We start from the raw sequence: 21,724 nt of genomic DNA, 5'->3' as shown, positions 1-21,724 counted from the left end.
TCCCTAGCTCCGTTTCGCGCCCTGCGCCGCGCGGATCTGTGCATCGACCGCGGCGATCGCGGTCATGTTGACGACGCGGCGCGGCGTGGACGCCGGCGTCAGGATGTGCGCCGGCTTGTCGAGGCCCATCAGGATCGGGCCGATCGCGACGCCGTCGGTCATCACGCGGACCATGTTGTACACGATGTTCGCGGCGTCGAGGTTCGGCATCACGAACAGGTTGGCGCGACCCTTGAGGCGCGAGTTGGGGAACATGCGAAAACGCATGTCCTCGTCCCACGCGGTGTCGGCCTGCATTTCGCCTTCGACCTCGAGCTTGGGTGCGCGCTCGAGCAGGATCTCGCGCACCTTCGCCATCTTGTGCGCCGACGCGTTGTCGTGGCTGCCGAAGTTGCTGTGCGAGAGCAATGCGACCTTCGGCTCGATGCCGAACAGCTTGAGGCGATACGTCGCCTGCAGCGTCGCTTCGGCGATCTGCTCGGCGCACGGATCGAGCTGCACGTGCGTGTCGAGGAAGAACCACGTGCCGAGGTTGTTGATGACCGCCGTCATCGCCGCGGTGCCGGTGACGCCGCGGTCGAAGTTGAACACGCTGCGCAGGTAGCCGAGCTTCTTGTGGAAGCGCCCGACGAGGCCGCAAATCATGGCGTCCGCTTCACCGCGTTCGACCATCAGTGACGCGATCAGCGTCGGCCGCGAGCGCAGCAGGTTCTTCGCCGCCGCGGGCGTGACGCCGCGACGCTCGGTCAGCGCGTGGTACTGCTGCCAGTAGCTGTCGAAGCGCGGATCCGAATTGATGTTGGTCAGCTCGAAGTCGACGCCCGGGCGCATGCGCAGGCCGAGGCGCTCGATGCGCGTGGCGATGACGTCCGGGCGGCCGATGAGGATCGGCTTGGCGAGTTGCTCGTCGACCACCGTCTGCACCGCACGCAGCACGGTTTCCTCTTCGCCTTCTGCATAGACCACGCGCTTGAGATCGCTGCGTGCGCGGTCGTACACGGGCTTCATGATCAGGCCGGTGCGATAGATGAACTGGCCGAGCTTTTCCTCGTAGGCGCGCATGTCCGTGATCGGACGCGTCGCCATGCCGGAATCCATCGCCGCCTGCGCAACGGCCGGCGCGAGCAGCACGAGCAGGCGCGGATCGAACGGGCGCGGAATCAGGTAGTCGGCGCCGAACTTCGGGATGTCACCGCCGTACGCGCTGGCGAGGTCGCCGGCTTCCATGCGCGCGAGCTTGGCGATGGCGCGCACGCAAGCGAGCTTCATCGCCTCGTTGATCTCCGTGGCGCCGACGTCGAGCGCGCCGCGGAAGATGTACGGGAAGCAGAGCGCGTTGTTGACCTGGTTCGGATAGTCGGAGCGACCGGTCGCGATGATGCAGTCCGGGCGGACCTTCTTTGCGTCTTCCGGCAGGATTTCCGGATACGGATTGGCGAGCGCGAGGATGATCGGCTTCTCGCCCATCGTCGCGACCATCTCCGGCTTCAGCACGCCGCCTGCGGACAGGCCGAGGAAGATGTCCGCGCCGACGACGATGTCGGCCAGCGTGCGCTTGTCGGTGTCGCGCGCGTACCGCTGCTTGTCCGGATCCATGTGATCGCGGCCGGTGTAGAGCACGCCGTCGCGATCGACCGCGAGGATGTTCTCAGGCTTCATGCCCAGCGCGACCAGCATGTCGAGGCAGGCAATGCCCGCCGCACCCGCGCCGGCGGTCGCGAGCTTCACGTCCGCGATGTTCTTGCCGACGACTTCCAGCGCGTTGAGCACCGCGGCGCCGACGATGATCGCCGTGCCGTGCTGGTCGTCGTGGAACACCGGGATGTTCATCCGCTCGCGCAGCTTGCGCTCGACGATGAAGCACTCCGGCGCCTTGATGTCCTCGAGGTTGATGCCGCCGAAGGTGGGCTCGAGTGACGCGATGATGTCGACCAGCTTGTCCGGGTCGCGCTCGTCGACTTCGATGTCGAACACATCGATGCCGGCGAACTTCTGGAACAGCACGCCCTTCCCTTCCATCACCGGCTTGCCGGCGAGCGGCCCGATGTCGCCGAGGCCGAGCACGGCGGTGCCGTTGGAGATCACGGCGACCAGGTTGCCGCGGGCGGTGAGCTCGGACGCGGTGTTCGGGTCGGCGACGATCGCTTCGCAGGCGTAGGCGACGCCCGGCGAGTACGCCAGGGCCAGGTCGCGCTGGGTCACCAGCGGCTTGGTCGGCGAGACCTTGATCTTTCCGGGCGGGTCGAGCCGGTGGTACTCGAGGGCGGCCTGCTTGAGATCGTCGCTGGAGCTCTGGGTCATCGGGACGCGAAACCGGGCGGGCCCTCGATTCTACCCGCCGCCACCGGCCGCTTCGGACGCACGCGCACGGTTCGGGCGCTCCGGCGTCAGAAATCGAGCATGAAGCCGCCTTCGTCGGCGATGCTGTCCAGCCGGATGCGGTTGGCGAAGAGCGAGAACGCGAGCATGCCGGCCAGCCCGTTGATGCGGGTCAGCCACGGCGGCATCCAGCGGGGCGGCAGCAGCGCCCCGGATTCGAACAGCGGCTCGAAGCGCTGGACGTCGGCCAGGGTCATCTTGCCGGCGAACAGGTAGCGGCACAGCGCCAGCTTGCGGTTGCGCAGCGCCCAGCGGAAGAACGTGTGCACGCCGACCAGGCCGCGCACGTAGACGGTGTCCTTGGTGAACGCGTAGCGGCCGGTGGTCGGCACGCCGCGGAAGATGCGCTGCGCCGACGAGAAGCTTTCCTGCGGCGTCTGTCCGGAGTCGACGAAATAGCGGAAGACGTCGATGAAGTCCGCGCCGTCGAGCGCACGCGCCACCGCTTCGATGCGCAGCGAAATGCGCTTCATGCGGCCGATGTCGATGCTGCCGGTGATCTGCTCGGCGAAGGTCGCGAGGCCTTCCTGCGTGGCCGTGGTGCGCGGCGACGACAGCGACAGGCTCGGCAGCACCGGCTGCTCGCGGCCGTTGAGCGCGGTGATCGAATGAACGAACGCTTCGTGGTTGAGCAGCTGGTCGCGGTCGTACTGGCTGAAGTTCGCCGACGCGCGCAGGCGGATGCGCGTCGCGCCGGCCGCGGCTTTCGCGATCAGGTCGGGGTCGAGTTCGACTTCGATGACGCGCTTGTTGAAGAAGTCGTCGAGGTCGTTCTGCAGCTGCAGACGAAGCGCGGTCGCGGAAATGCGGATGGTTTCGGACGGCGACAGCAGGCCGCTGTCGAGTTCATCGGCGATCGAGATGAAATGCTGCGCGGCTTCGCGCGTGGTCGGTCCATTGCCCGGTAGCGCTTCGTTCGGCGCGCCGTACAACTCCATCGAATGCGCGAGCACGCGCGGCGTGCCGAGGGATTCGCAGAGCAACGCGGCAGTGCCCCAGCTGCGTGCGGAGTCGATCAGGTATTGCCCGAGCGGATGCTGCGGATCGGCCTCGCGCACGATCGCTTCGAGTTCGGTGCGCGCTTCGCGGAAGTCGCACTTGGGGTACGCGATGACCGGTGGCTTCGCGGTGCCTGCAGCGAAATCCGCGAGGAATTTCGCTTCCTCGTCGGCCGGCCAGCTCACCAGCGCGAGCACGCGGATGTCGCGGGCGACGCGCACCATGCGGGCATCGAGTGCGGCGTGGTGCGCGACGTCCGCAGGCAGTTCGACCGTCGCCATCAATGCTTGCCGTACTTCTCGTCGAGCCGCTTGTTGAGCGATTTCACCTGCACTTTCGACTCGGCCTTCTGCTGGCGACGCGTCGCAAGGCGGTTCGCCGCGCCTGCGACTTCCTCCGACAGCTTGCGGAAATTCGCGAGCCGTTGCGGATCGAGGGTGCCCGCCTGGACCGCCGCGCGCACCGCGCAACCGGGCTCCTTCTCGTGCTTGCAGTCGCGGAAGCGGCATTCGGCAGCGAGCGCCTCGATGTCGGCGAAGGTGTCGGTGACGTCTTCCTCGCCGGTCGGCTTGAGTTCGCGCATGCCGGGCGTGTCGATCAGGCAGCCGCCCTGCGGCAACGGAATGAGCGTGCGATGCGTCGTGGTGTGCCGGCCGCGCGAATCGTGTTCGCGCACCGCGCTCGTCTTCATCTTCTCGAGGCCGAGCAGCGTGTTGGTGAGCGTCGACTTGCCCGCGCCCGAACTTCCGACCAGCACCGCGGTGCGGCCGGCGCCGAGCCAGGGATCGAGTTGCGCGACGCTCGCCGCGTCCTTCGCGTTCACCGCGACCACCGCGAGCTGCGCACCGACGGCTGCGCGCAGGATGGTCGTTGCCTCGTCGGGATCGCCCTTGTCTGCCTTCGTGAGCACGACGACCGGCTCGACGCCGCCGCCCTGCACGAGCAGCAGGTAGCGCTCGATGCGGCGCGGATTGAAGTCGCCGTCGAGCCCGCAGACCACGAACGCGACGTCGATGTTCGCGGCGATCAGCTGCTGCCGGTAATGCTCGCCGGCCGCGCCGCGCTTGATCGCGGACGTGCGCGGCAGCAGCACGACGGCCTTGGCGTGGCGGCGATCGCCTTCGACCAGCAGCCAGTCGCCCACGCCGGGGCGGTCGGTGGGATCGGTGCGGCCCTCGCGGTAGCCCGGCGGGCGCAGCCAGTCGCCCAGCGATTCGACGCTGAACGGCTCGTCGGGCCCGTCGACCACGATGTAGCCCGTGCGGTGCTGTTCGACGACGCGGGCAGGCCGGGCGTCGGGCCGGGCGGCGATGGCGGCGCGCCAGGTCTCGGGCCCCGCATCGTCGGTGACCGGCCAGCCGATGGCCCGCAGCGCAGCGGGGTCGGAGGTGAAGACGGCCGGGGTTTCGGTCATGTCGCGATTCTAGCCAGACCGGGCCGTCGGACGTCCGGGTACGGCACGTTTTCCGGTAGGCTGGCCGCCATTTTCCGCGTCGTACCGCCGCTTCCATGTCCCACGCCCTCAAGACCCGCGAACGCCTTTCCGAAGTCCGCTACGAAATCCGTGGTGAACTCGCCCGGCGAGCTCGCGAGCTGGAGGCCCAGGGCCGCAAGCTGATCAAGCTGAACATCGGCAACCCCGGCGCGTTCGGCTTCCGCGCGCCGGACCACCTGCAGCGGGCGATCACCGAGCGCATCCACGACACGGATCCGTACACGCACCAGCAGGGCCTGCCGGCCGCGCGCGAGGTGCTGGCCGAGTTCCATCGCCGACGCGGCACGCCCAATGCGTCGCCGGAACGCGTGTTCATCGGCAATGGCGTCAGCGAGCTGATCGACCTGTCGCTGCGCGCGCTGCTGAATCCGGGCGACGAAGTGCTGGTGCCGTCGCCGGACTATCCGCTGTGGACGGCCGCGACCATCCTCAACGACGGCTGCGCGGTGCATTACACCTGCGCGCCGGAAAACGGTTTCCTGCCCGATCCCGACGAGATCGAGCGCCTGGTCACGCCGCGCACGCGCGCGATCGTCGTGATCAACCCGAACAATCCGACCGGCGCGGTGTATCCGCGTGAGCTGCTCGAGCGCATCGTCGCGATCGCGGCCAAGCACAAGCTGCTGCTGATGTCGGACGAGATCTACGACGAAATCGTCTACGACGGCGCCGAATTCCAGCCGCTCGCGCCACTCGCGGGCGACGTCCCCTGCCTGTCGTTCGGCGGCCTCTCGAAGGTGCATCGCGCCTGCGGCTGGCGCGTGGGCTGGGCGGTGCTGAGCGGCGATCCGCTCGCGATCGGCGACCTGCACCACGCGATGGACCTGCTCGGCGCGCTGCGCCTGTGCGCGAACGTCCCGGGCCAGTTCGCCATCGAGGCCGCCCTGTCGGGCGCCGCCACCATCCACGAACTCACCGCACCGGGCGGCCGTCTGTACGAAGCGCGACGCGCGGTCGCCGACAGCATCGCGGCGAGCCGCCACCTGCGCATGAGCACGCCGGCCGGTGCGCTGTACGGCTTTCCGCAGGTCGTCGGCGACGCGGCGGTCGGTTTCGACGACCAGGCGTTCGCGCTCGAGATGCTCGAAAGCGAAGGCGTGCTGATCGTGCCGGGCACCAGCTTCAACATGCGCGATCGCGACCACTTCCGCGTCACGCTGCTGCCGCCGCCGGAGCAGCTGCGCGAAGTCTTCGCGCGCGTGGAACGCGTGCTCGATCGTCGCGCCGACGCCGCGAGCCGCGCGCAAGTCGCGTGATGCTGCGCTACCTCGCCCTCGGCGACAGCTACACCTGCGCCGAAGGCGTCGAACCCGAGCATCGCTGGCCGGTGCAGCTGGCCCGCATGTTGCGCGAGGACGGCATCGACACCGGCGAACCGCACGTCATCGCGACCACGGGTTGGACCACCGACGAACTCGCCGCCGCTATCGCGAGCACGCAACCGCTGGGCACGTTCGACTTCGTGACGCTGGGCATCGGCGTCAACGACCAGTACCGCGGCCGCAGCACCGCCGAATACCGCGCGCAGCTCGGCCCGTTGCTCGACACCGTGACGTCGCTCGCAGGCGGACGCATCGATCGCGTGCTGATGCTGTCCATTCCCGACTGGGGCGTCACGCGGTTCGCGCGCGATGAAGGCCGCGACAGCGCGACCATCGCGCGCGAGATCGACGCGTTCAACGAGGTCGCCCGCGAGATGTGCGAAGCGCGACGCATCGCGTTCGTCGACATCACGCCGGTCAGCCGCGCACAGGGCGACCAGGACGCGATGGTCGTCGCCGACGGCCTGCATCCCTCGCACGCGATGTATGCGCAGTGGGTCGACGTCGCACTGCCGGTCGCGCATCGCCTGCTCGGCGATACGGCGTGACGGCCGTCATCGAGACACGCCCGCTCGACGCCGCACGCGCGCGCGACATCGCCCGTGCGTTCCTGCCCGACGGCGTGCTCGGCAATCGCTGGAACTACTTCTATACGCGCGCCACGCTCGGCAGCGATCCGCTCTATCCGGCCGTCGCCGACGCACTGCGCGGCACGACGGCGCCGCTGCTCGATCTCGGCTGCGGGCTCGGCCTGCTCGCCCACACGCTGCGCGAAGACGGCGTCCACCTGCCGTATCGCGGCGTCGATATCGATGCGGGGAAGATCGCGAGCGCGCGTCGCGTTGCGGAGCGCGTGGGACTGCGCGACGTGACGTTCGACGCCGTCGACCTCAGTCGCGTGATGCCGGACCACACGGGCAGCGTCGCGCTGCTCGACGTGCTGCAGTACGTCGACACGCCGGCGCAGATCCGCATTCTCGATGCGGCGGCGTCGATGATCGTGCCCGGCGGCAAGCTGTTCATCCGCAGCGGACTCGAGACGCCGGGCTGGCGTGCGCGCACGAGCAAGGCCTTCGATACGTTCGCCGCGTTCGCAGGCTGGATGCATTCCGCGCCGCGACGCTATCCAAGCGAAACACTGCTGCGCGATCGCCTCGACGCCGCAGCCCTGCGCTACGCGATCACGCCGCTCAACGGCAACACGCCGTTCAACAACTGGCAGATCGTCGCCTGGCGCGAGTGAGTCGACCTCAGTCGACGACGGAGGGCTCGATGCCGCGCACGCTCGGGCCGGACGTCGACGGGGACGGCACCGGTAACACGCAGCGATAACCGAGTTCGTCGAAGCGCTGCAGCATCAACGCGAGCGTCTCGACGTTGCGGCCGTGCGATGCGCCTTCATGCGCAAGCACGATCACGCCCGGCGCGAGCAGGCGCTCCACGCGGCGCACGACACGCTTGGGATTCGACACCGCACCATCGAAACCGCGCGCCGTCCACGCGACGCGCGCGAGCCCGAGCTTCTGCAGCGGTGCGAACACGAACGGATTCGCCATGCCCACCACCGCGCGGAACCACACGGGCGGCGTGCCGGCGAGCTCTGTCAGCGTCGCCTGCGCACGGGCGATCTCGTCGCGCATCTCGCGCGGACCGAGTGCCCAGAAACGTCCGGTGGGGTGCGAATCACTGTGGTTGCCGACGCCGTGGCCGCGACGCACGATCTCGCGCACGAGATCGGGATGCCGGCGAGCGCGGTCGCCCACGAGGAAGAACGTCGCGCGCGCCTGATGCGCGTCGAGCAGGTCGAGCACGGCAGGCGTTTCGTCCGACGGGCCGTCGTCGATGGTCAGCCAGAGCACGCGCTCCGATGTGTCGAGCCGCGTCAGTGCCGGCCCGAACAGCCGCGAATCGGGCCGAAGCGTGCCCCACACGAGCGCGAGATGCGCCGCCACCAGCAGCGGCACCGCGATGGGCCAGCCGCGATGCCAGCCGTAGTACCACCACAGACCGAGCGCGACCGCATGCACCGCCAGCTGCGCGATCCACCACACGTGGGGATGGCGCGGAACGCGATGGAGGGCGACGGGTGGAGCAGCCATGGCGCCAGCGTAGCGGAAGCCGCGCCAAAAAAACGGCCCCTTGCGGGGCCGTGAGAGAAGTGAATGACGATTGTTTTGGTTATGTCGATCAGAAACGCTGCGTGTAGCGCATGTACCAGAAGCGGCCGATATCGAAGCCACCGTAGTACGACACGTTCGCGCTCGGCTGCGTGTACATGACCGGGCCGATGTGGTTGAACACGTTGTTCGCACCGACGGCGACCGTCGCCTTCCACGGCGCTTCCCAACGCAGCTGCACGTCGTGGAAGGTGTTCGCACCCACGACATGGCGACGCGAGATCGAGCTGGCCGGCGTGGTCGTCGTGCCGACGTAAGCACCGGTCGGGGCGTACGTGATCTCCTCGCACTCGAGGTTCGGCGTGGTCGAGCCCGGCACGACGTACGTGCAGCCTTCCTTCATCGACGAGTAGTAGCGCGAGGTCCACGTCGCGCCCCACGGACCCTTCTGCCAACCCAGGTTGAAGTTGGCGCGGATGCGGAACGTGCTGGTGAAGCCCACGCCCGAGGTCGGGTAGGTCGGATCGTTCGTGCTGACGAAGTAGTCCTTCGCCGTGTACGTGGAGTTGAGGTTCGCGTTGAACGTGCCCCACGCATCCGTTGCCAGACGGTAGGAGAAGTCGACATCGTAGCCTTCGACCTTGCGGAAACCGGCGTTGCGGTTGCCGTAGGACATGAAGTTGATGTATCCGAGCGCCGGATCACGCGTGAACAGCTGCGGCGAGCAGCGGCTCGCGATGCCGCTCACGTAGCAGTCGGCGAGGATCTGCGACGGGCTGTCCGTGACGATCGTGTCGGCGATGCGGATCTTCCACCAGTCCACCGACATGTTGAAGCCGCTCAGGAACGGCGGGCTCCACACGCCACCGATCGTCTGCGACTTCGACAGTTCCGGCGTCAGCGTCGGGTTCGAGCCACGGTTGAACGCCACCGGCGTCTGCGAGTTCGGCGAACCGACCGGCACGAGGCCCTGGCCGAGCTGACGATACGTATCGGCGATGGCGCCCATCGCGTTCTGGCCACCGACGCCGTTCTTGCAGTTCGCACGCGTGGTCGGGTTGCTGCGCGAATCACCGAAGTTCGTATCGCAGGGGTCGGTGAACGAGTCGAAGGTCTGCGAACCGCCACCGTAGAGGTCGGCGATGGTCGGCGCGCGGAAGCCGTCGGCGTAGGTCGCACGCAGCAGCAGCTGGTCGATCGGACGCCACTTCAGGCCGAACTTGTTGTTCACCGTATCGCCGAAGGTGTTGTAGTCCGAGTAGCGCGACGCGATGTTGAGCGTCAGCTCCTTCGCAAACGCAACGTCGGCGAGGATCGGCACCTGCAGTTCGAGGTAGACCTCGTCGAGGTCGTAACCGCCGCGGGTCGGACCCGACGACAGGTTGGTCGAACCGCCGGTGACCGCGAGCGCGTCCGGAACGTACTTGCCGTCTTCCTTGCGGTGCTCGTAGCCGACCGCGAAGCCGAGGTCACCCGCGGGCAGCGTGAAGATCGTGCCGCTGAGGTTGGCCGACATGACGGTCGTCTCGGTGCGGCCCGTCGCGTGCTCGTTCTGGAAGAGGTAGTTCTGGAGGGCGGTGTTGCCCGTCAACCCGCCGTTGCCCACGACGCCGTAGGGGACGAAGGGATTCCAGGTGACGCAGCCGGCGATCACGTTGCCGGGCGTGCCGCAGACGACCTGGCCGTTCTGCAGGAACGACGGACCCACCGCATTGCGGACGTTGGCAAGGTTGAAGTTGCCGTACGTGTCCTGCGTCTGCTTGTTGACCACGTTGACGTAGCCGACATCCCAGTCGAACAGGTGGTCGCCGATGTCGAAGCTGCCTTCAAGGCCCGCGGTCAGGCGGTAGTTGGTGGAGTCCGCCGTCGTGACACGCGGCACTTCCCAGCCGCGACGCCACCAGTTGGAGATCGTCGCGCCTTCCGGGTTCCAGTAGCTCTGCGCCGACATCGGGGTGTTGAACGACGCGGCCTGCATCGGATAGCCGGCGATGTGCCGCGAGCTCTCACGGTCGCCCCACAGGAGGTTCCCGCGGAAACGCACGTTGTCGGTGATGTTCAGGACGCCGTCGAGGTAGACCGCCTTCGTTTCCAGCGGGGTACGCAGGTCGGTCTGCTCAAGCGTGTTGGACTTGTCCTTCGTCGAGCCCGGGGTGCAGCCCGTCGAAGCCGTCGCACCGTTGCAGGTGCCGACGCTCGTGTTCTGCGCGACGTAGTCGTTGCGGTTACGCGGATCGCCACCCGGACGGAGGATCACGCGCGTACCGGTCGGGACGCCCGGAACCGGCGTGGTCGCAGTGGTCACGAAACCGCCGTACTGACCAACCGTCGTCCACTGGTCCGTCGGATGCCAGTTGCCGCGCGGGTACGCGCTGAAGTCGCGATCGGTCGCGTTGACGCCCTCTTCCTTGCCCCACTCGGCGCCCACGGTCAACGAGCCGCGCTCGTTGCCGAAGCCCATGATCATGTCGCCCTTGGTGATGGCGCCATCGCCCTGGTCGTACTGGCCGTAGTAGATCGAGCCCGCCGCGCCCTCGTAGTTCGTGCGGGTGATGATGTTGATCACGCCCGCGATCGCGTCGGAGCCGTAGATCGACGACGCGCCGTCCTTCAGCACTTCGATGCGTTCGATGGCGACCGCCGGGATCTGCGAGACGTCCGACAGACCGCTGGTGGTGATGCCGAGGCGCTTGCCGTTGACCAGGACCAGCGTGCGCTGGGCACCGAGGTTACGCAGGCTGATGTACGTGCCGCCCACGTTCTCGCCCGACGACAGGGGCGCAGCGCGGCTGATCGGCGGGGTGCCGACGGCGCTGATGTTCTGGAGGATGTCGCCGACGGACTGGAAGCCCTGCTGCTCGATGTCCTTGCGGCTGATCATCAAGACCGGCTGGGCGGTTTCGACGTCGACCTGGCGGATGCGCGAACCCGTGACCTGAACGCGGTCGAGGGTCTGCGGGGTGGCATTGGCATCGGCTGGCGCGGTCTGCGCGACGGCCGAGGCGGCGGTGAAGGCGGCAGTCGCCCCCAGCGCGATGCCGATGGCATCGCGCAGCTTGGAACGCTTCAGATACATCGAGTCTCTCCCCAATCGTGAAATAACGCAGGTGGTCGTCACGCGGGTTTAACAACCCGGTGTCGTCCCGATCCTAGATGCACATTAAAAAAAATTAAAGGTGTGTTAAAGAAAACCGACGAACGGTGTCTCTGGGGCCGTGAGACTGTGCGCGCGGACAATTTCCGCATGAATGTCGACCCCGCCCTCCGCTCCCGTATTGATGCACTGCTGCAATCGAACCGCGTCGTCCTCTTCATGAAAGGCGATCCGTCGATGCCGCAGTGCGGCTTCTCCGCCAAGGCCTCCGGCATCCTCAACGGGCTGGGCATCGACTACGCGCACGTGAACGTGCTCGCCGATCCCGAGATCCGCGAGGGGATCAAGGCGTACGGCGACTGGCCGACGATTCCGCAGCTCTATGTCGACGGCGAGCTCGTCGGCGGCAGCGACATCGTCATCCAGATGGCAAACTCGGGTGAGCTGCACACGCTGCTGGGCGTCGCGGCGCCCGACCGCACGCCGCCGACCATCGAGATCACGCCCGCCGCCGCCGAGATGCTGCGCGGCGCGATCGCCGATGCGGGCGCCGGCTACGCGTTGCAGGTGTCGGTCGACGCCGACTACCGCGCGCAGCTGCAACTCGGCCCGATCGACCCGCAGGCGATTGCGGCCGAAGTCGACGGCGTACGCGCGCAGTTCGACCTCGCCAGCGCGCCGCGTGCGCAGGGCCTGCGCATCGACTGGGTGGACGACGAACGCGGCCGCGGCCTGGTGGTCGAGCATCCGAAGACGCGAACGGTGAAGTCGATCAGCGCCGCGGACGCCGCGCGCATGCTCGGCGACGGCGCGCTGACGCTGGTCGACGTGCGCGCGCCCGAAGAGCGTGCGATCGCCTCGGTGCGGGTGCCGTTCTCGGTGCTCGACGGCGATGCCGCGTCGGAAGTCGAGGCGCTCGCGAAGGACACGCCGCTCGCGTTCCTCTGCCACCACGGTCGGCGCAGCGCGGCGGCGGCCGATCATTTCCGTCGCCTCGGTTTCACCAACGTGCACAACGTGGAAGGCGGTATCGACGCGTGGTCGCAGCAGGTCGACGCGGCGGTGCCGCGCTACTGAGTACTGCCCGGTCAAAAAAACGGCCGCATCTGCGGCCGTTTTTGTATCCGCGTCAGCCGGCGAATCCGCCCTCGTCGAGGAACGCCTGTTCTTCCGGTGTCGTAATACGACCGAGTACCGCATTGCGATGCGGGAAGCGCCCGAAGCGTTCGATGATGTCGAGATGCAGCTTCGCCCACTGATCGGCGTCGGGCGCGGCGAGGCGTTCGCGATGCAACGCGAGCGAGCGCTTCTGGTCGTCGAGCGATTCCGAATGCTCGAACGGCAGGTAGAAAAAGATGCGCAGCGCTTCCTCGGTGGCGAGGTCGAGGTCGGCATCGATGGCATGTTCGGCGATCGACTTCGCGAGCGGGTCGGTCGCGAACGCGTGCGCGCTGCCGCGGAAGGCGTTGCGCGGGATCTGGTCGAGCAGGAGCACCAGCGCGAGCGCGCCGACCGCATCGTCGCGCCACGCATCGAGTTCGCGGCGGGCGGCGGCGAAATGGAGGTCGAGCAGGCCGCGGCAGCGGGCGTCGAACGCCGCATCGCGCGCGAACCATTTCGACGGGCCGGCGTCGCGCCAGAACGCGACGACGTCGACGGCGTTGCTGATCGTGCTGGTCATGTTGCGCGAGCCCGCGAGATGGTCGCCGAAGGGTAGCGCCGGGCGGTCGACATGACGTCGCTGGCGCGAATCGGTGACCTCACCACGCGCCATCGACATCCATCGACTCGCCCAGCTGCGTTTCCAGCTCGGCGATCCACGCTGCCGTCAGGCTTTCCAGCGTCACCGCCTGGATCAACGCGCGGATCGGGCCGCGTGCATAGGACTGCGCGATGAACAGCGCATGGCGGTCGCGGAATGCGAGCCATGACGCGTGCGTGCGATCGAATGCCGCCTGGCCGTCGCCATCGAGCTGTTCGCGCAGGCGTGCGACCACGCGATGCAACTTCGCATCGGCGAACAACAACCGCTCGCGCGCCTGCGCGGTGAACTCGTCGTCCTGCAGCACTTCGACCGCACCGCGTTCGATCACTTCCTCGGCGCGTGCGAGATAGCCGTCGGCGAGTTCCACTGCGGTCTGCGCCTTGCCGACGAGCCCCGCTTCGAATCGCTGCAAGTCCCCGAGGCTCGTCTTCGCGCCTTCGAGCCCCTGCTTGAGCGTCAACAACTTCTGGTTGCGCTCGATAGTTTCCGTCGTGCGCCGGCGTTCCACGCGGCGCTGGATGAAATAGAAGGCCCACGTCAGCGCCGCGCCGAGGACCACCAGGAAGGCCTGTTCCATGTCCCGCTCCTGTCTGGTGTGACAGTCTGCGAGCGGGACATCTCAGGGGTCGCGACGTCGAACGCCGCCGGTCGGCGGTTTTCGTGCGCTATTCGTCGAAACGCAGGTGTTTGACGGACTTGCCGTGTCGCCGGATGAGACGCAGCGCTTCGATGCCAACCTGGATGTGGTTGTCGACGAAGTCCGCGGTGACGCGCGCGTCGGATTCCGCGGTTTTCACGCCTTCCGGCGTCATCGGCGCGTCGGACACGAGCAACAGCGCGCCGCACGGAATGCGATTGGCGAAGCCGGCGGCGAACACCGTCGCGGTCTCCATGTCGATCGCCATGCAGCGCAGCTTGCGCAGGTAGTCCTTGAACGCTTCATCGTGTTCCCAGACGCGGCGGTTGGTCGTGTAGACGGTGCCGGTCCAGTAGTCGTGGCCGAGGTCGCGGATCATGGTCGACACGGCGCGTTGCAGCGCGAACGCGGGCAGCGCCGGCACTTCCGGCGGCATGTAGTCGTTCGACGTACCTTCGCCGCGGATGGCGGCGATCGGCAGCACGAGGTCGCCAAGCACGGTCTTGCGCTTGAGGCCACCGCACTTGCCGAGGAACAGCACGGCCTTCGGCGAGATCGCCGACAGCAGGTCCATGAGCGTGGCCGCGTTCGGGCTGCCCATGCCGAAGTTGATCATGGTGATGCCGTCGGCGGTGGCGCTCGGCATCGGCTTGTCGAGGCCCACGATCGGTGCGCCCATCAGGCGGGCGAACGTCTGCAGGTAGCCGCCGAAGTTGGTCAGGAGCACGTGCTGGCCGAAGTCTTCCAATGCGACGCCGGTGTAGCGCGGCAGCCAGTTGGCGACGATCTGGTCTTTGTCTTTCATCGATTCCGTCCTTTTTTCTTTGCATGGTCGCACGAGGCAGGCCGTCGACCCAGCCGTGCGCGCGCGACGATGCGTTGGCCGAAGCGCCACCTGCGTCGATCGCGGCATGACGAAGGGCACGGTGACGATCGGCGGCGCGACGCTACGGTCGTCGGCTACCTCGTCCGCGGAACGTCCATGCTCCGGATCCTCGCTTCCTTCGCCTGCACCGTCGCGTTGGCGTTGCCCCTCGCGGCCGGCGCCGCGAGTTCGCCCTCGCGCTTCGTGCAGGACCCCTACCCCAGCACCTACACCCGCATTCCGTCGGGCGCCGTGCTGATCCGCAACGCGACCGTGCTCACCGGTACGGGCGAACGCCTCGACGGCGCCGACGTGCTGATGCGCAACGGCACGATCGCGGCGGTCGGCAAAAGCCTGGAAGCGCCCGCCGACGCGACCATCGTCGACGGCACCGGCAAGTGGGTGACGCCCGGCATCATCGACGTGCATTCGCACCTCGGCGTGTATTCGAGCCCGGCCGTCAGTGCGGCGAGCGATGGCAACGAAGCCACCGCGCCGACCACGCCCAACGTCTGGGCCGAGCATTCGATCTGGCCGCAGGATCCTGGCTTCCTCACCGCTATGGCCGGCGGCATCACCACGCTGCAGATCCTGCCGGGCTCGGCGAACCTGATCGGCGGCCGAGGCGTCACGCTCAAGAACGTGCCGTCGACGACCTACCAGGGCATGAAATTCCCGGGCGCGCCGTGGGGCCTGAAGATGGCCTGCGGCGAAAACCCGAAGCGCGTGTACGGCAAGAAGGGCGGTCCGTCGACGCGCATGGGCAACGTAGCCGGCTACCGCGCCGCGTTCATCGACGCCGCCGAATACCTCAAGAAGAACCGCCCGCAACCGGCGAAGAAGGCGCACTGGTGGTCCGCCGATCCGAAGCCGGATTCGGAGAAGGACACCGGCGGCAAGCGCGACCTGAAGATGGACACGCTCGCCGGCGCGATCAACGGCGACATCCGCGTGCACATCCACTGCTACCGCGCGGACGAAATGGCCGTGATGCTCGACCTCGCGAAGGAGTTCGGCTTCAAGGTCGCCGCGTTCCACCACGCGGTCGAGGCCTACAAGCTGTCTGATCGCCTCGCCGCCGAAGGCGTCTGCGGCGCGATGTGGGCCGACTGGTGGGGCTTCAAGATGGAGGCCTACGACGGCATCCAGGAAAACATCGCGTTGGTCGACCGCCCGCGGAACAGCTGCGCGATCGTGCATTCCGATTCGGAAGAAGGCATCCAGCGCTTGAACCAGGACGCGGCGAAGGTGATGGCGCACGCGAAGCTCGCGGGCATCGACATCACGCCGGAGCACGCGATCCGCTGGCTCACGCAGAACCCGGCGAAGGCGTTGGGCATCCTCGACAAGACCGGCACGCTGGAGACCGGAAAGATGGCCGACGTCGTCGTCTGGAACGGCACGCCGTTCAGCAGCTACGCGCAGGCCGAACAGGTCTACATCGACGGCGCGCGCGTCTACGACCGCAAGGATCCGTCGCGTCAGCCGATCTCGGATTTCATGCTCGGCCAACGGGCCGCGCCGCAGACGGGAGGTGTGCGATGAGCCGCCGCGTCACCTCACTCGCGGGCGCGCTGCTGCTCGCGCTCGCCGGCTCCGCGTCCGCGCAGGAGCTGCTGATCCGCAACGCCACGGTGCACACCGCGACCTCGCGCGGCACGCTGCAGAACGCCGACGTGCTGGTGCACGGCGGGCGCATCGCGGCCGTCGGTTCGCATCTGTCCGCACCCGCCGGCGTCACCATGGTCGACGCGAACGGCGCACCGGTGACGCCTGCGCTGTTCGGCGGCCTCACGCACCTCGGTGTCGAGGAAGTGTCGGGCGAGGATTCGACGGTCGACGCCTCGCTCGGCATGGGCGAAAACGGGCGCGCGATCAACGTGCGTCCGGAATTCGACGTCACCCTCGCCTTCAATCCCGACGCCACGGCGATTCCGGTCAGCCGCGTCGAAGGCATCGGCGAGTCGATCCTGATGCCGAGCCTCGGCGAAGGCGGCTCGATCATCCTCGGCCAGGGCGGCATGGTGCGCATGGACGGCACGCCGGATCCGGTCGGCCCGCGCGTGCTCTTCATCGCGCTGGGCGACCAGGTGGAGGACCAGTCGGGCCATTCGCGTGCGGGCCAGTGGATGCTGCTCGAGCAGTGGCTGGACGAAGCGCGCGGCCGCATCGCCCCGACCACGAACGCGGCGTCGCTGACGCCGGCCGGTCGTGCGGTGCTCGCGAAGTTCGCGCGCGGCGAAGGCCTGGTGATGTTCCAGGTCGATCGTGCCGCCGACATCCGTCAGCTGCTCAAGTTCGCGCAGCGCCAGCACCTGCGCATCGGCATCGTCGGCGGCTCCGAAGCGTGGCGCGTCGCGCGCGAGATCGCGGCGGCCAAGGTGCCGGTGTTTGTCGATCCGCTCGCCAACCTGCCCGCCAATTTCGACGAGATCGGCGCGCGCATGGACAACGCGGCGATCCTGCGCCAGTCCGGCGTGACCGTCGGCATCGTGCAGGGCGGCGAGAACCCGACGCACAACGCGCGCAACACGCGCCAGCTCGCGGGCAATGCCGTCGCGAACGGCCTGCCGTGGGAAGACGGCCTCGCCGCGCTCACGCGTGTGCCGGCCGAGGTGTTCGGCCTGCGTGACACCGGCACGATCGCGGTCGGCCAGCGTGCCGATCTGGTGCTGTGGACGGGCGATCCGCTGGACGTCGCGAACGTCGCGAAACAGGTCTGGTTCGACGGCCGCCCGATCGTGATGCGCAGTCGCCAGACCGACCTGCGCGACCGCTACCTTGCGCCGCAGGGCCCACTGCCGCGCGCCTACGCGGTGCCCGATCGCGCGCGCTGAGGCCTGATCGACCCGCGGCATCGCCGGTGACCCCGGCGGTGCCGCCTGCGACCGCCGACACGTGGTGATTGTGCGCTGCGTCACTTCGCGTACGCTCCGCGACGGTTCGGCGCCGGGGAGCGCCGCCCTGCCCCGGAACTCCGCATGCCCGTCTTTTCCGCCATCAATCCCTGGGCCGTCCTCGTCGCGGCCGCCTCCGCCTTCATGCTCGGCGGCCTCTGGTACGGCCCGCTGTTCCTGAAGGCCTGGGGCCGCGCCGCCGGCATCGATGTCACCCAGTCGCCGAAGCACCCCGGCCGCACGTTCGGCACCGCCTTCGTGCTGAGCCTCGTCGCCGCGTTCGCGATGGCGCTCGCACTCCCGAAGGACGTGAACGCCCTGCACGGCGCCGGCCTCGGTGCGCTGATCGGCCTGTTGTTCGTCGCCACGAGCTTCGGCATCAACTACACGTTCGCGCGCAAGCCGCTGACGCTCTGGCTCATCGACGGCGGCTACCACGTCGTGCAGTTCCTCCTTTACGGCGCGATCCTCGGCGCATGGCACTGATCGGCCTCGCCCTCGCCGCTGCATACGCGCTGCAGCCCGTCGGCGTCTTCCACGACGGCGAAGCGTCGGCGCGCAACGGCGAGAACTGGCTGGCGCTGCAGGTCACGCCGGCACGCAGCGCGCTGGTGGCGACCGATGCGCAAGTGCGCCGCGTGCACGACGTCGTCGCCGACGCCGACGGCACCGACACCGGCCTCGAAATCAGCACCGCAGTGAACGATGCCGCGTTCCTCGTACGCGGGCCGGGCCTCCGTATCGGGCCGGTGGATACGGCGTGGACCGGCGTCGAACCGCTGCGCCTTCCGACGAAACCGCTCGCGCTCAAGCTGCGCGGCGCGTCGTACCGGCTCCAGCTCGACTGCGCCGCTCGGGGCGACATCTGCCGGCTCGTCCTCACGGGCGGCGCGCGCACGCAGGTGCTGCGGGAGTTTCCGGCGGGCCGTTACGACGACGGCACATTGATGCTCGGCGACGACGCATCGCCCGCATTGCTGTTCGCGGGCGACCTCGATCACGACGGCCGCCTCGACCTGATCCTCGACATGACCGACCACTACAACGCGAGCGAGCCGACGCTGTTCCTGTCGTCCGGCGCCGGACCGAAGGCGCTGGTCCGTCGCGTCGCGTTGCAGCGCAGCACGGGATGCTGAACGGCCGCGCCGCCCGCGCGGTAAAGAATCCGAAGACGGGACCGATAATCCTGTCTGCCAAAAAACAATAAAAGCCACAGGGGCTGACCCATGCGTATCGGACTCGTCGTCGACTCGGCCTGCGATCTTCCGCTCGAGTATTTCTCGCAGCACGAAATCACGCTGCTGCCGATCACCGTGAAGATCGGCAATGCCGTCCTCGCGGACCAGCGCAACGAGCAGGCCACGCTGCAGTTCCTCGACGCGCAGTCGGCCGAACGCATCGCGGAAGCCGAAACGCAGCCCTTCACCGTGCAGCAGGTCCAGGACCTGTTCCTGAAGAAGCTCGTCGTCGAATACGACTACGTGTTCTGCATGACGATCACGAAGACGCGCAGCCCGATCTTCGACAACACGTCGCAGGCGAGCTTCGCGATCCTCAACGAATACAAGGAACCGCGCGCCGCCGCGGGCATCACCACGCCGTTCGCGCTGCGCGTGATCGACACGCAGAACGTGTTCTCCGGCCAGGCGATCTCGGCGGTCGAAGCCGTGCGCCTGCGCGATTCGCAGGAAGGCGCACCGAAGATGCGTGCCCGCATCGAGCAGGTCGCCCTCGCGACGCACGCCTACATGGTGCCGCGCGACCTGAACTACCTGCGTGCGCGTACGCGCCATCGCGGCGACCGCAGCGTCAGCTTCCTCAGCGCGACGCTCGGCACCGCGCTCGACATCAAGCCGATCCTGCACTGCAACCGCGGCGAGACCGGGCCGGTCGCGAAGGTTAAAGGCTTCGAAGCCGCTGCGGAAAAGCTGTTCACGTTCGCCGCGCGCCGCATCCGCGACGGCAAGCTGCTCACGCCGACGCTCGCGATGAGCTACGGCGGCCCGCTCGAGGAAATGCGTCGCCTGGCCGGCTACTCCGAGCTCATTGAAACCTGCCGCACGCATCGCGTCGAAGTGTTCGAAAGCCTCATGAGCCTCACCGGCATGGTCAACGTCGGCCGCGGTTCGCTCACGCTGGGCTTCGCGTCCGACGCACCCGCCTGGGAATGATGGCGACGCGCGTCACGCGCGCATGACGTCCGGCCCGGTCGCGCATCGCGCGGCTGGGCTACCGTCGACGGGTTATCCCGCCCTTCGACGCCATGACTCCGACCCGCACGCTGCTCTACGTCGCGCTCGCCGGCGCGCTTTCGCTCGCCTCCTCCAGTGCATTCGCGCAGGCCGCCAAGGCCGCCGACACGCCGCCGCCGACGCCGCCCGATACGCAGCTCGAGCAGGACGCCCTCAATCCCGCCGGCGTGCCGAAGGCCAAGGATCCGGGCCAGGCGCAGCGCGGTCCGTCCAAGGCGGACGCCGACGACAAGAAGTGGGACGTCAACGCGCCGCACGGCCCGACCAAGACGATTCGCTTCAGCACCGACGAGGGCACGTGGCTCGACGTCGACGTCTCGCCCGACGGTCGCCAGCTCGTGTTCTCGATGATGGGCGACGTCTACCTGCTGCCGATTTCAGGCGGCAAGGCGACGCGCATCACCAGCGGCCCCGCATGGGACGTGCAGCCGCGCTTCTCGCCGGACGGCAAGGAGATCGCGTTCACCAGCGACCGCGGCGGCGGCAACAACCTCTGGCGCATGCGCACGGATGGCAGCAACACGGTGCAGGTGACGAAGGAGGACTTCCGCCTGCTCAACAACCCGGCGTGGACGCCCGACGGCCAGTTCCTGATCGGCCGCAAGCACTTCACCGGCGAGCGTTCGCTCGGCGCGGGCGAGTTGTGGATGTACCACGTCGCCGGCGGCGGCTCGGGCCTGCAACTCACGAAGCAGAAGAACGACCAGCAGGATCTCGGCGAGCCCGCGGTGTCGCCGGATGGTCGCTACGTCTATTTCAGCGAGGACGTCAGCCCCGGCCCGACGTTCCAGTACAACAAGGATCCGCACGGCGTCATCTACGCGATCAAGCGCCTTGACCGGAAGACCGGCAAGGTCGAGACGATCATCGACACACCCGGCGGCGCGGTGCGTCCGCAGCCATCGCCGGACGGCAAGTCGCTCGCATTCGTGAAGCGCATCCGCGAGAAGTCGGTGCTGCACGTGATGGACCTCAAAAGCGGCGAAGTGCGCCCGGTGTGGGACGGCCTCTCGCATGACCAGCAGGAAGCCTGGGCGATCTTCGGCCCGTACACCGACTTCGACTGGACGCCGGATTCGAAGAACGTCGTGATCTGGGCGCAGGGCAAGCTGTGGCGCGTCGACATGGCGAGCGGCAACGCGAGCAACATTCCGTTCACCGCCGACATCGAGCAGACCGTCGCCGAACCGCTGCGCTTCACGCACGACATTGAGACGGGCACGTTCACGCCCAAGATGATCCGTGACGTCGCGACGAGTGCGGACGGTCGCACGCTGATCTTCAATGCCGTCGGCCAGTTGTGGCGCAAGACGCTGCCGAACGGCACGCCCGAACGCCTGACCAGCAACACCGGCGTCTACGAGTACCAGCCGAGCTTCAGCGCGAACGGCAGCAAGTTGCTTTACACCACGTGGTCGGACGAAGGCCTGTCGGCGATCTGGCTGCGCGATGCGAACGGCACGGGCGCAGGTCGCAAGCTCACCACCGAGAAGGGCTACTACTACGCGCCGCGCTTCTCGCCGGACGGTCGTCGCATCGTCTATTCCAAGAGCGGCGGCAGCGGGCTCACCGGTTCGGCGTGGACGCAGGAGCAGGGCATCTACGTCATGAACGCCGACGGCAGCGGCGCGCATCGCATCGCCGACGAAGGCGACGCGCCGCAGTTCAGCGCCGACGGCACGCGCGTCTACTACTTCACCGGCGGCGGCCTCAAGAAGAAGCTGATGTCGGTCGGCCTGAACAGCGAAGAGCCGCGCGAGGTGTATTCGCTGAAGTATCCCGACACCGTCAGCATCAGCCCCGACGGCAAGTGGGTCGCGTTCACCGAGCTGTTCAATGCCTACGTGACGCCGCTGGTGGAAACGGGTCAGTCGGTCGAACTGTCGAAGGACAGCAAGGCGG

The 21,724-nt window shown here is 67.8% G+C and carries 17 protein-coding genes and 1 pseudogene; 10 read left to right on the top strand and 8 right to left on the bottom strand.

Features of this window, described 5'->3' with window-relative positions:
• Nucleotides 1–3: 3 nt before the first annotated feature.
• The 3 genes from EVS83_RS01840 to rsgA all read right to left on the bottom strand — a co-directional run bounded on the left by EVS83_RS01840 (nucleotide 4) and on the right by rsgA (nucleotide 4,792).
• Nucleotides 4–2,301, bottom strand: a complete 2,298-nt coding sequence (locus EVS83_RS01840; protein ID WP_133499015.1) for an NADP-dependent malic enzyme — start codon at nucleotides 2,299–2,301, stop codon at nucleotides 4–6.
• Nucleotides 2,302–2,387: 86 nt separating this feature from the next.
• Nucleotides 2,388–3,659 (bottom strand): flavohemoglobin expression-modulating QEGLA motif protein, encoded by a 1,272-nt coding sequence (locus EVS83_RS01835; RefSeq protein ID WP_133499013.1) that lies wholly within the window; start codon nucleotides 3,657–3,659, stop codon nucleotides 2,388–2,390.
• Nucleotides 3,659–4,792: a ribosome small subunit-dependent GTPase A gene (gene rsgA, locus EVS83_RS01830; protein WP_133499011.1), complete on the bottom strand. Its 1,134-nt coding sequence runs from the start codon at nucleotides 4,790–4,792 to the stop codon at nucleotides 3,659–3,661. The genes EVS83_RS01835 and rsgA overlap by 1 nt, the downstream gene beginning before the upstream one ends.
• A 95-nt stretch (nucleotides 4,793–4,887) precedes the next feature.
• Between rsgA and EVS83_RS01825 the strand changes: the two genes are divergently transcribed.
• From EVS83_RS01825 to EVS83_RS01815, 3 genes are read left to right on the top strand one after another with little or no spacing between them, the layout of a single operon-like run.
• Entirely contained in the window at nucleotides 4,888–6,129 is a 1,242-nt protein-coding gene (locus tag EVS83_RS01825) for an aminotransferase class I/II-fold pyridoxal phosphate-dependent enzyme (protein WP_133499009.1), read from the top strand.
• Complete coding sequence (locus EVS83_RS01820; RefSeq protein ID WP_133499006.1) at nucleotides 6,129–6,743, top strand: SGNH/GDSL hydrolase family protein; 615 nt, start codon at nucleotides 6,129–6,131, stop codon at nucleotides 6,741–6,743. Before EVS83_RS01825 ends, EVS83_RS01820 begins: the two co-directional genes overlap by 1 nt.
• Nucleotides 6,740–7,438: a methyltransferase domain-containing protein gene (locus EVS83_RS01815; protein WP_246022739.1), complete on the top strand. Its 699-nt coding sequence runs from the start codon at nucleotides 6,740–6,742 to the stop codon at nucleotides 7,436–7,438. Before EVS83_RS01820 ends, EVS83_RS01815 begins: the two co-directional genes overlap by 4 nt.
• Nucleotides 7,439–7,445: 7 nt before the next feature.
• On the opposite strand, the gene EVS83_RS01810 is transcribed toward EVS83_RS01815, so the two are convergent.
• Together EVS83_RS01810 and EVS83_RS01805 are read right to left on the bottom strand one after the other, a co-directional pair.
• Nucleotides 7,446–8,294 carry a polysaccharide deacetylase family protein gene (locus EVS83_RS01810; protein WP_133499004.1) on the bottom strand — a complete coding sequence of 283 codons (849 nt, stop codon included), beginning with the start codon at nucleotides 8,292–8,294 and terminating at the stop codon, nucleotides 7,446–7,448.
• Nucleotides 8,295–8,382: 88 nt separating this feature from the next.
• The gene (locus EVS83_RS01805; RefSeq protein WP_133499002.1) at nucleotides 8,383–11,388 is read right to left on the bottom strand and encodes a TonB-dependent receptor domain-containing protein; all 3,006 of its coding nucleotides are present in this window, start codon (nucleotides 11,386–11,388) and stop codon (nucleotides 8,383–8,385) included.
• A 168-nt stretch (nucleotides 11,389–11,556) separates the two neighbouring features.
• Between EVS83_RS01805 and grxD the strand changes: the two genes are divergently transcribed.
• The gene (gene grxD, locus EVS83_RS01800) at nucleotides 11,557–12,483 is read left to right on the top strand and encodes a Grx4 family monothiol glutaredoxin (protein ID WP_133499000.1); all 927 of its coding nucleotides are present in this window, start codon (nucleotides 11,557–11,559) and stop codon (nucleotides 12,481–12,483) included.
• Nucleotides 12,484–12,535: 52 nt separating this feature from the next.
• On the opposite strand, the gene EVS83_RS01795 is transcribed toward grxD, so the two are convergent.
• From EVS83_RS01795 to EVS83_RS01785, 3 genes are all read right to left on the bottom strand, one after another.
• Nucleotides 12,536–13,087, bottom strand: coding sequence for a DUF924 family protein (locus EVS83_RS01795; RefSeq protein ID WP_133499467.1), 552 nt, complete (start codon nucleotides 13,085–13,087; stop codon nucleotides 12,536–12,538).
• A 79-nt stretch (nucleotides 13,088–13,166) separates the two neighbouring features.
• Nucleotides 13,167–13,748 carry a lysozyme inhibitor LprI family protein gene (locus tag EVS83_RS01790; RefSeq protein WP_133498998.1) on the bottom strand — a complete coding sequence of 194 codons (582 nt, stop codon included), beginning with the start codon at nucleotides 13,746–13,748 and terminating at the stop codon, nucleotides 13,167–13,169.
• Between the two features lie 88 nt (nucleotides 13,749–13,836).
• Complete coding sequence (locus tag EVS83_RS01785; RefSeq protein ID WP_133498996.1) at nucleotides 13,837–14,613, bottom strand: AMP nucleosidase; 777 nt, start codon at nucleotides 14,611–14,613, stop codon at nucleotides 13,837–13,839.
• Between the two features lie 177 nt (nucleotides 14,614–14,790).
• Between EVS83_RS01785 and EVS83_RS01780 the strand changes: the two genes are divergently transcribed.
• From EVS83_RS01780 to EVS83_RS01755, 6 genes and pseudogenes are all read left to right on the top strand, one after another.
• Nucleotides 14,791–16,218, top strand: coding sequence for an amidohydrolase (locus tag EVS83_RS01780; RefSeq protein ID WP_166636754.1), 1,428 nt, complete (start codon nucleotides 14,791–14,793; stop codon nucleotides 16,216–16,218).
• On the top strand, nucleotides 16,215–17,510 hold the full coding sequence (locus tag EVS83_RS01775; protein ID WP_133498992.1) for an amidohydrolase family protein: 1,296 nt from the start codon (nucleotides 16,215–16,217) through the stop codon (nucleotides 17,508–17,510). Before EVS83_RS01780 ends, EVS83_RS01775 begins: the two co-directional genes overlap by 4 nt.
• A gap of 144 nt (nucleotides 17,511–17,654) precedes the next feature.
• Nucleotides 17,655–18,056 (top strand): DUF1761 domain-containing protein, encoded by a 402-nt coding sequence (locus EVS83_RS01770; protein WP_133498990.1) that lies wholly within the window; start codon nucleotides 17,655–17,657, stop codon nucleotides 18,054–18,056.
• The gene (locus EVS83_RS01765) at nucleotides 18,047–18,706 is read left to right on the top strand and encodes a hypothetical protein (RefSeq protein ID WP_133498988.1); all 660 of its coding nucleotides are present in this window, start codon (nucleotides 18,047–18,049) and stop codon (nucleotides 18,704–18,706) included. Before EVS83_RS01770 ends, EVS83_RS01765 begins: the two co-directional genes overlap by 10 nt.
• Before the next feature lie 90 nt (nucleotides 18,707–18,796).
• Nucleotides 18,797–19,741, top strand: a complete 945-nt coding sequence (locus EVS83_RS01760; protein WP_133498986.1) for a DegV family protein — start codon at nucleotides 18,797–18,799, stop codon at nucleotides 19,739–19,741.
• Nucleotides 19,742–19,833: 92 nt separating this feature from the next.
• Nucleotides 19,834–21,724: pseudogene (locus EVS83_RS01755) on the top strand (PD40 domain-containing protein); the annotation flags it as partial.

It is taken from the genome of Cognatilysobacter terrigena, assembly GCF_004361065.1.
GTDB lineage: Bacteria > Pseudomonadota > Gammaproteobacteria > Xanthomonadales > Xanthomonadaceae > Cognatilysobacter > Cognatilysobacter terrigena.
The sequence above is the reverse complement of the archived record's forward strand: the minus strand, read 5'-3'. Positions and strand labels throughout refer to the sequence as shown.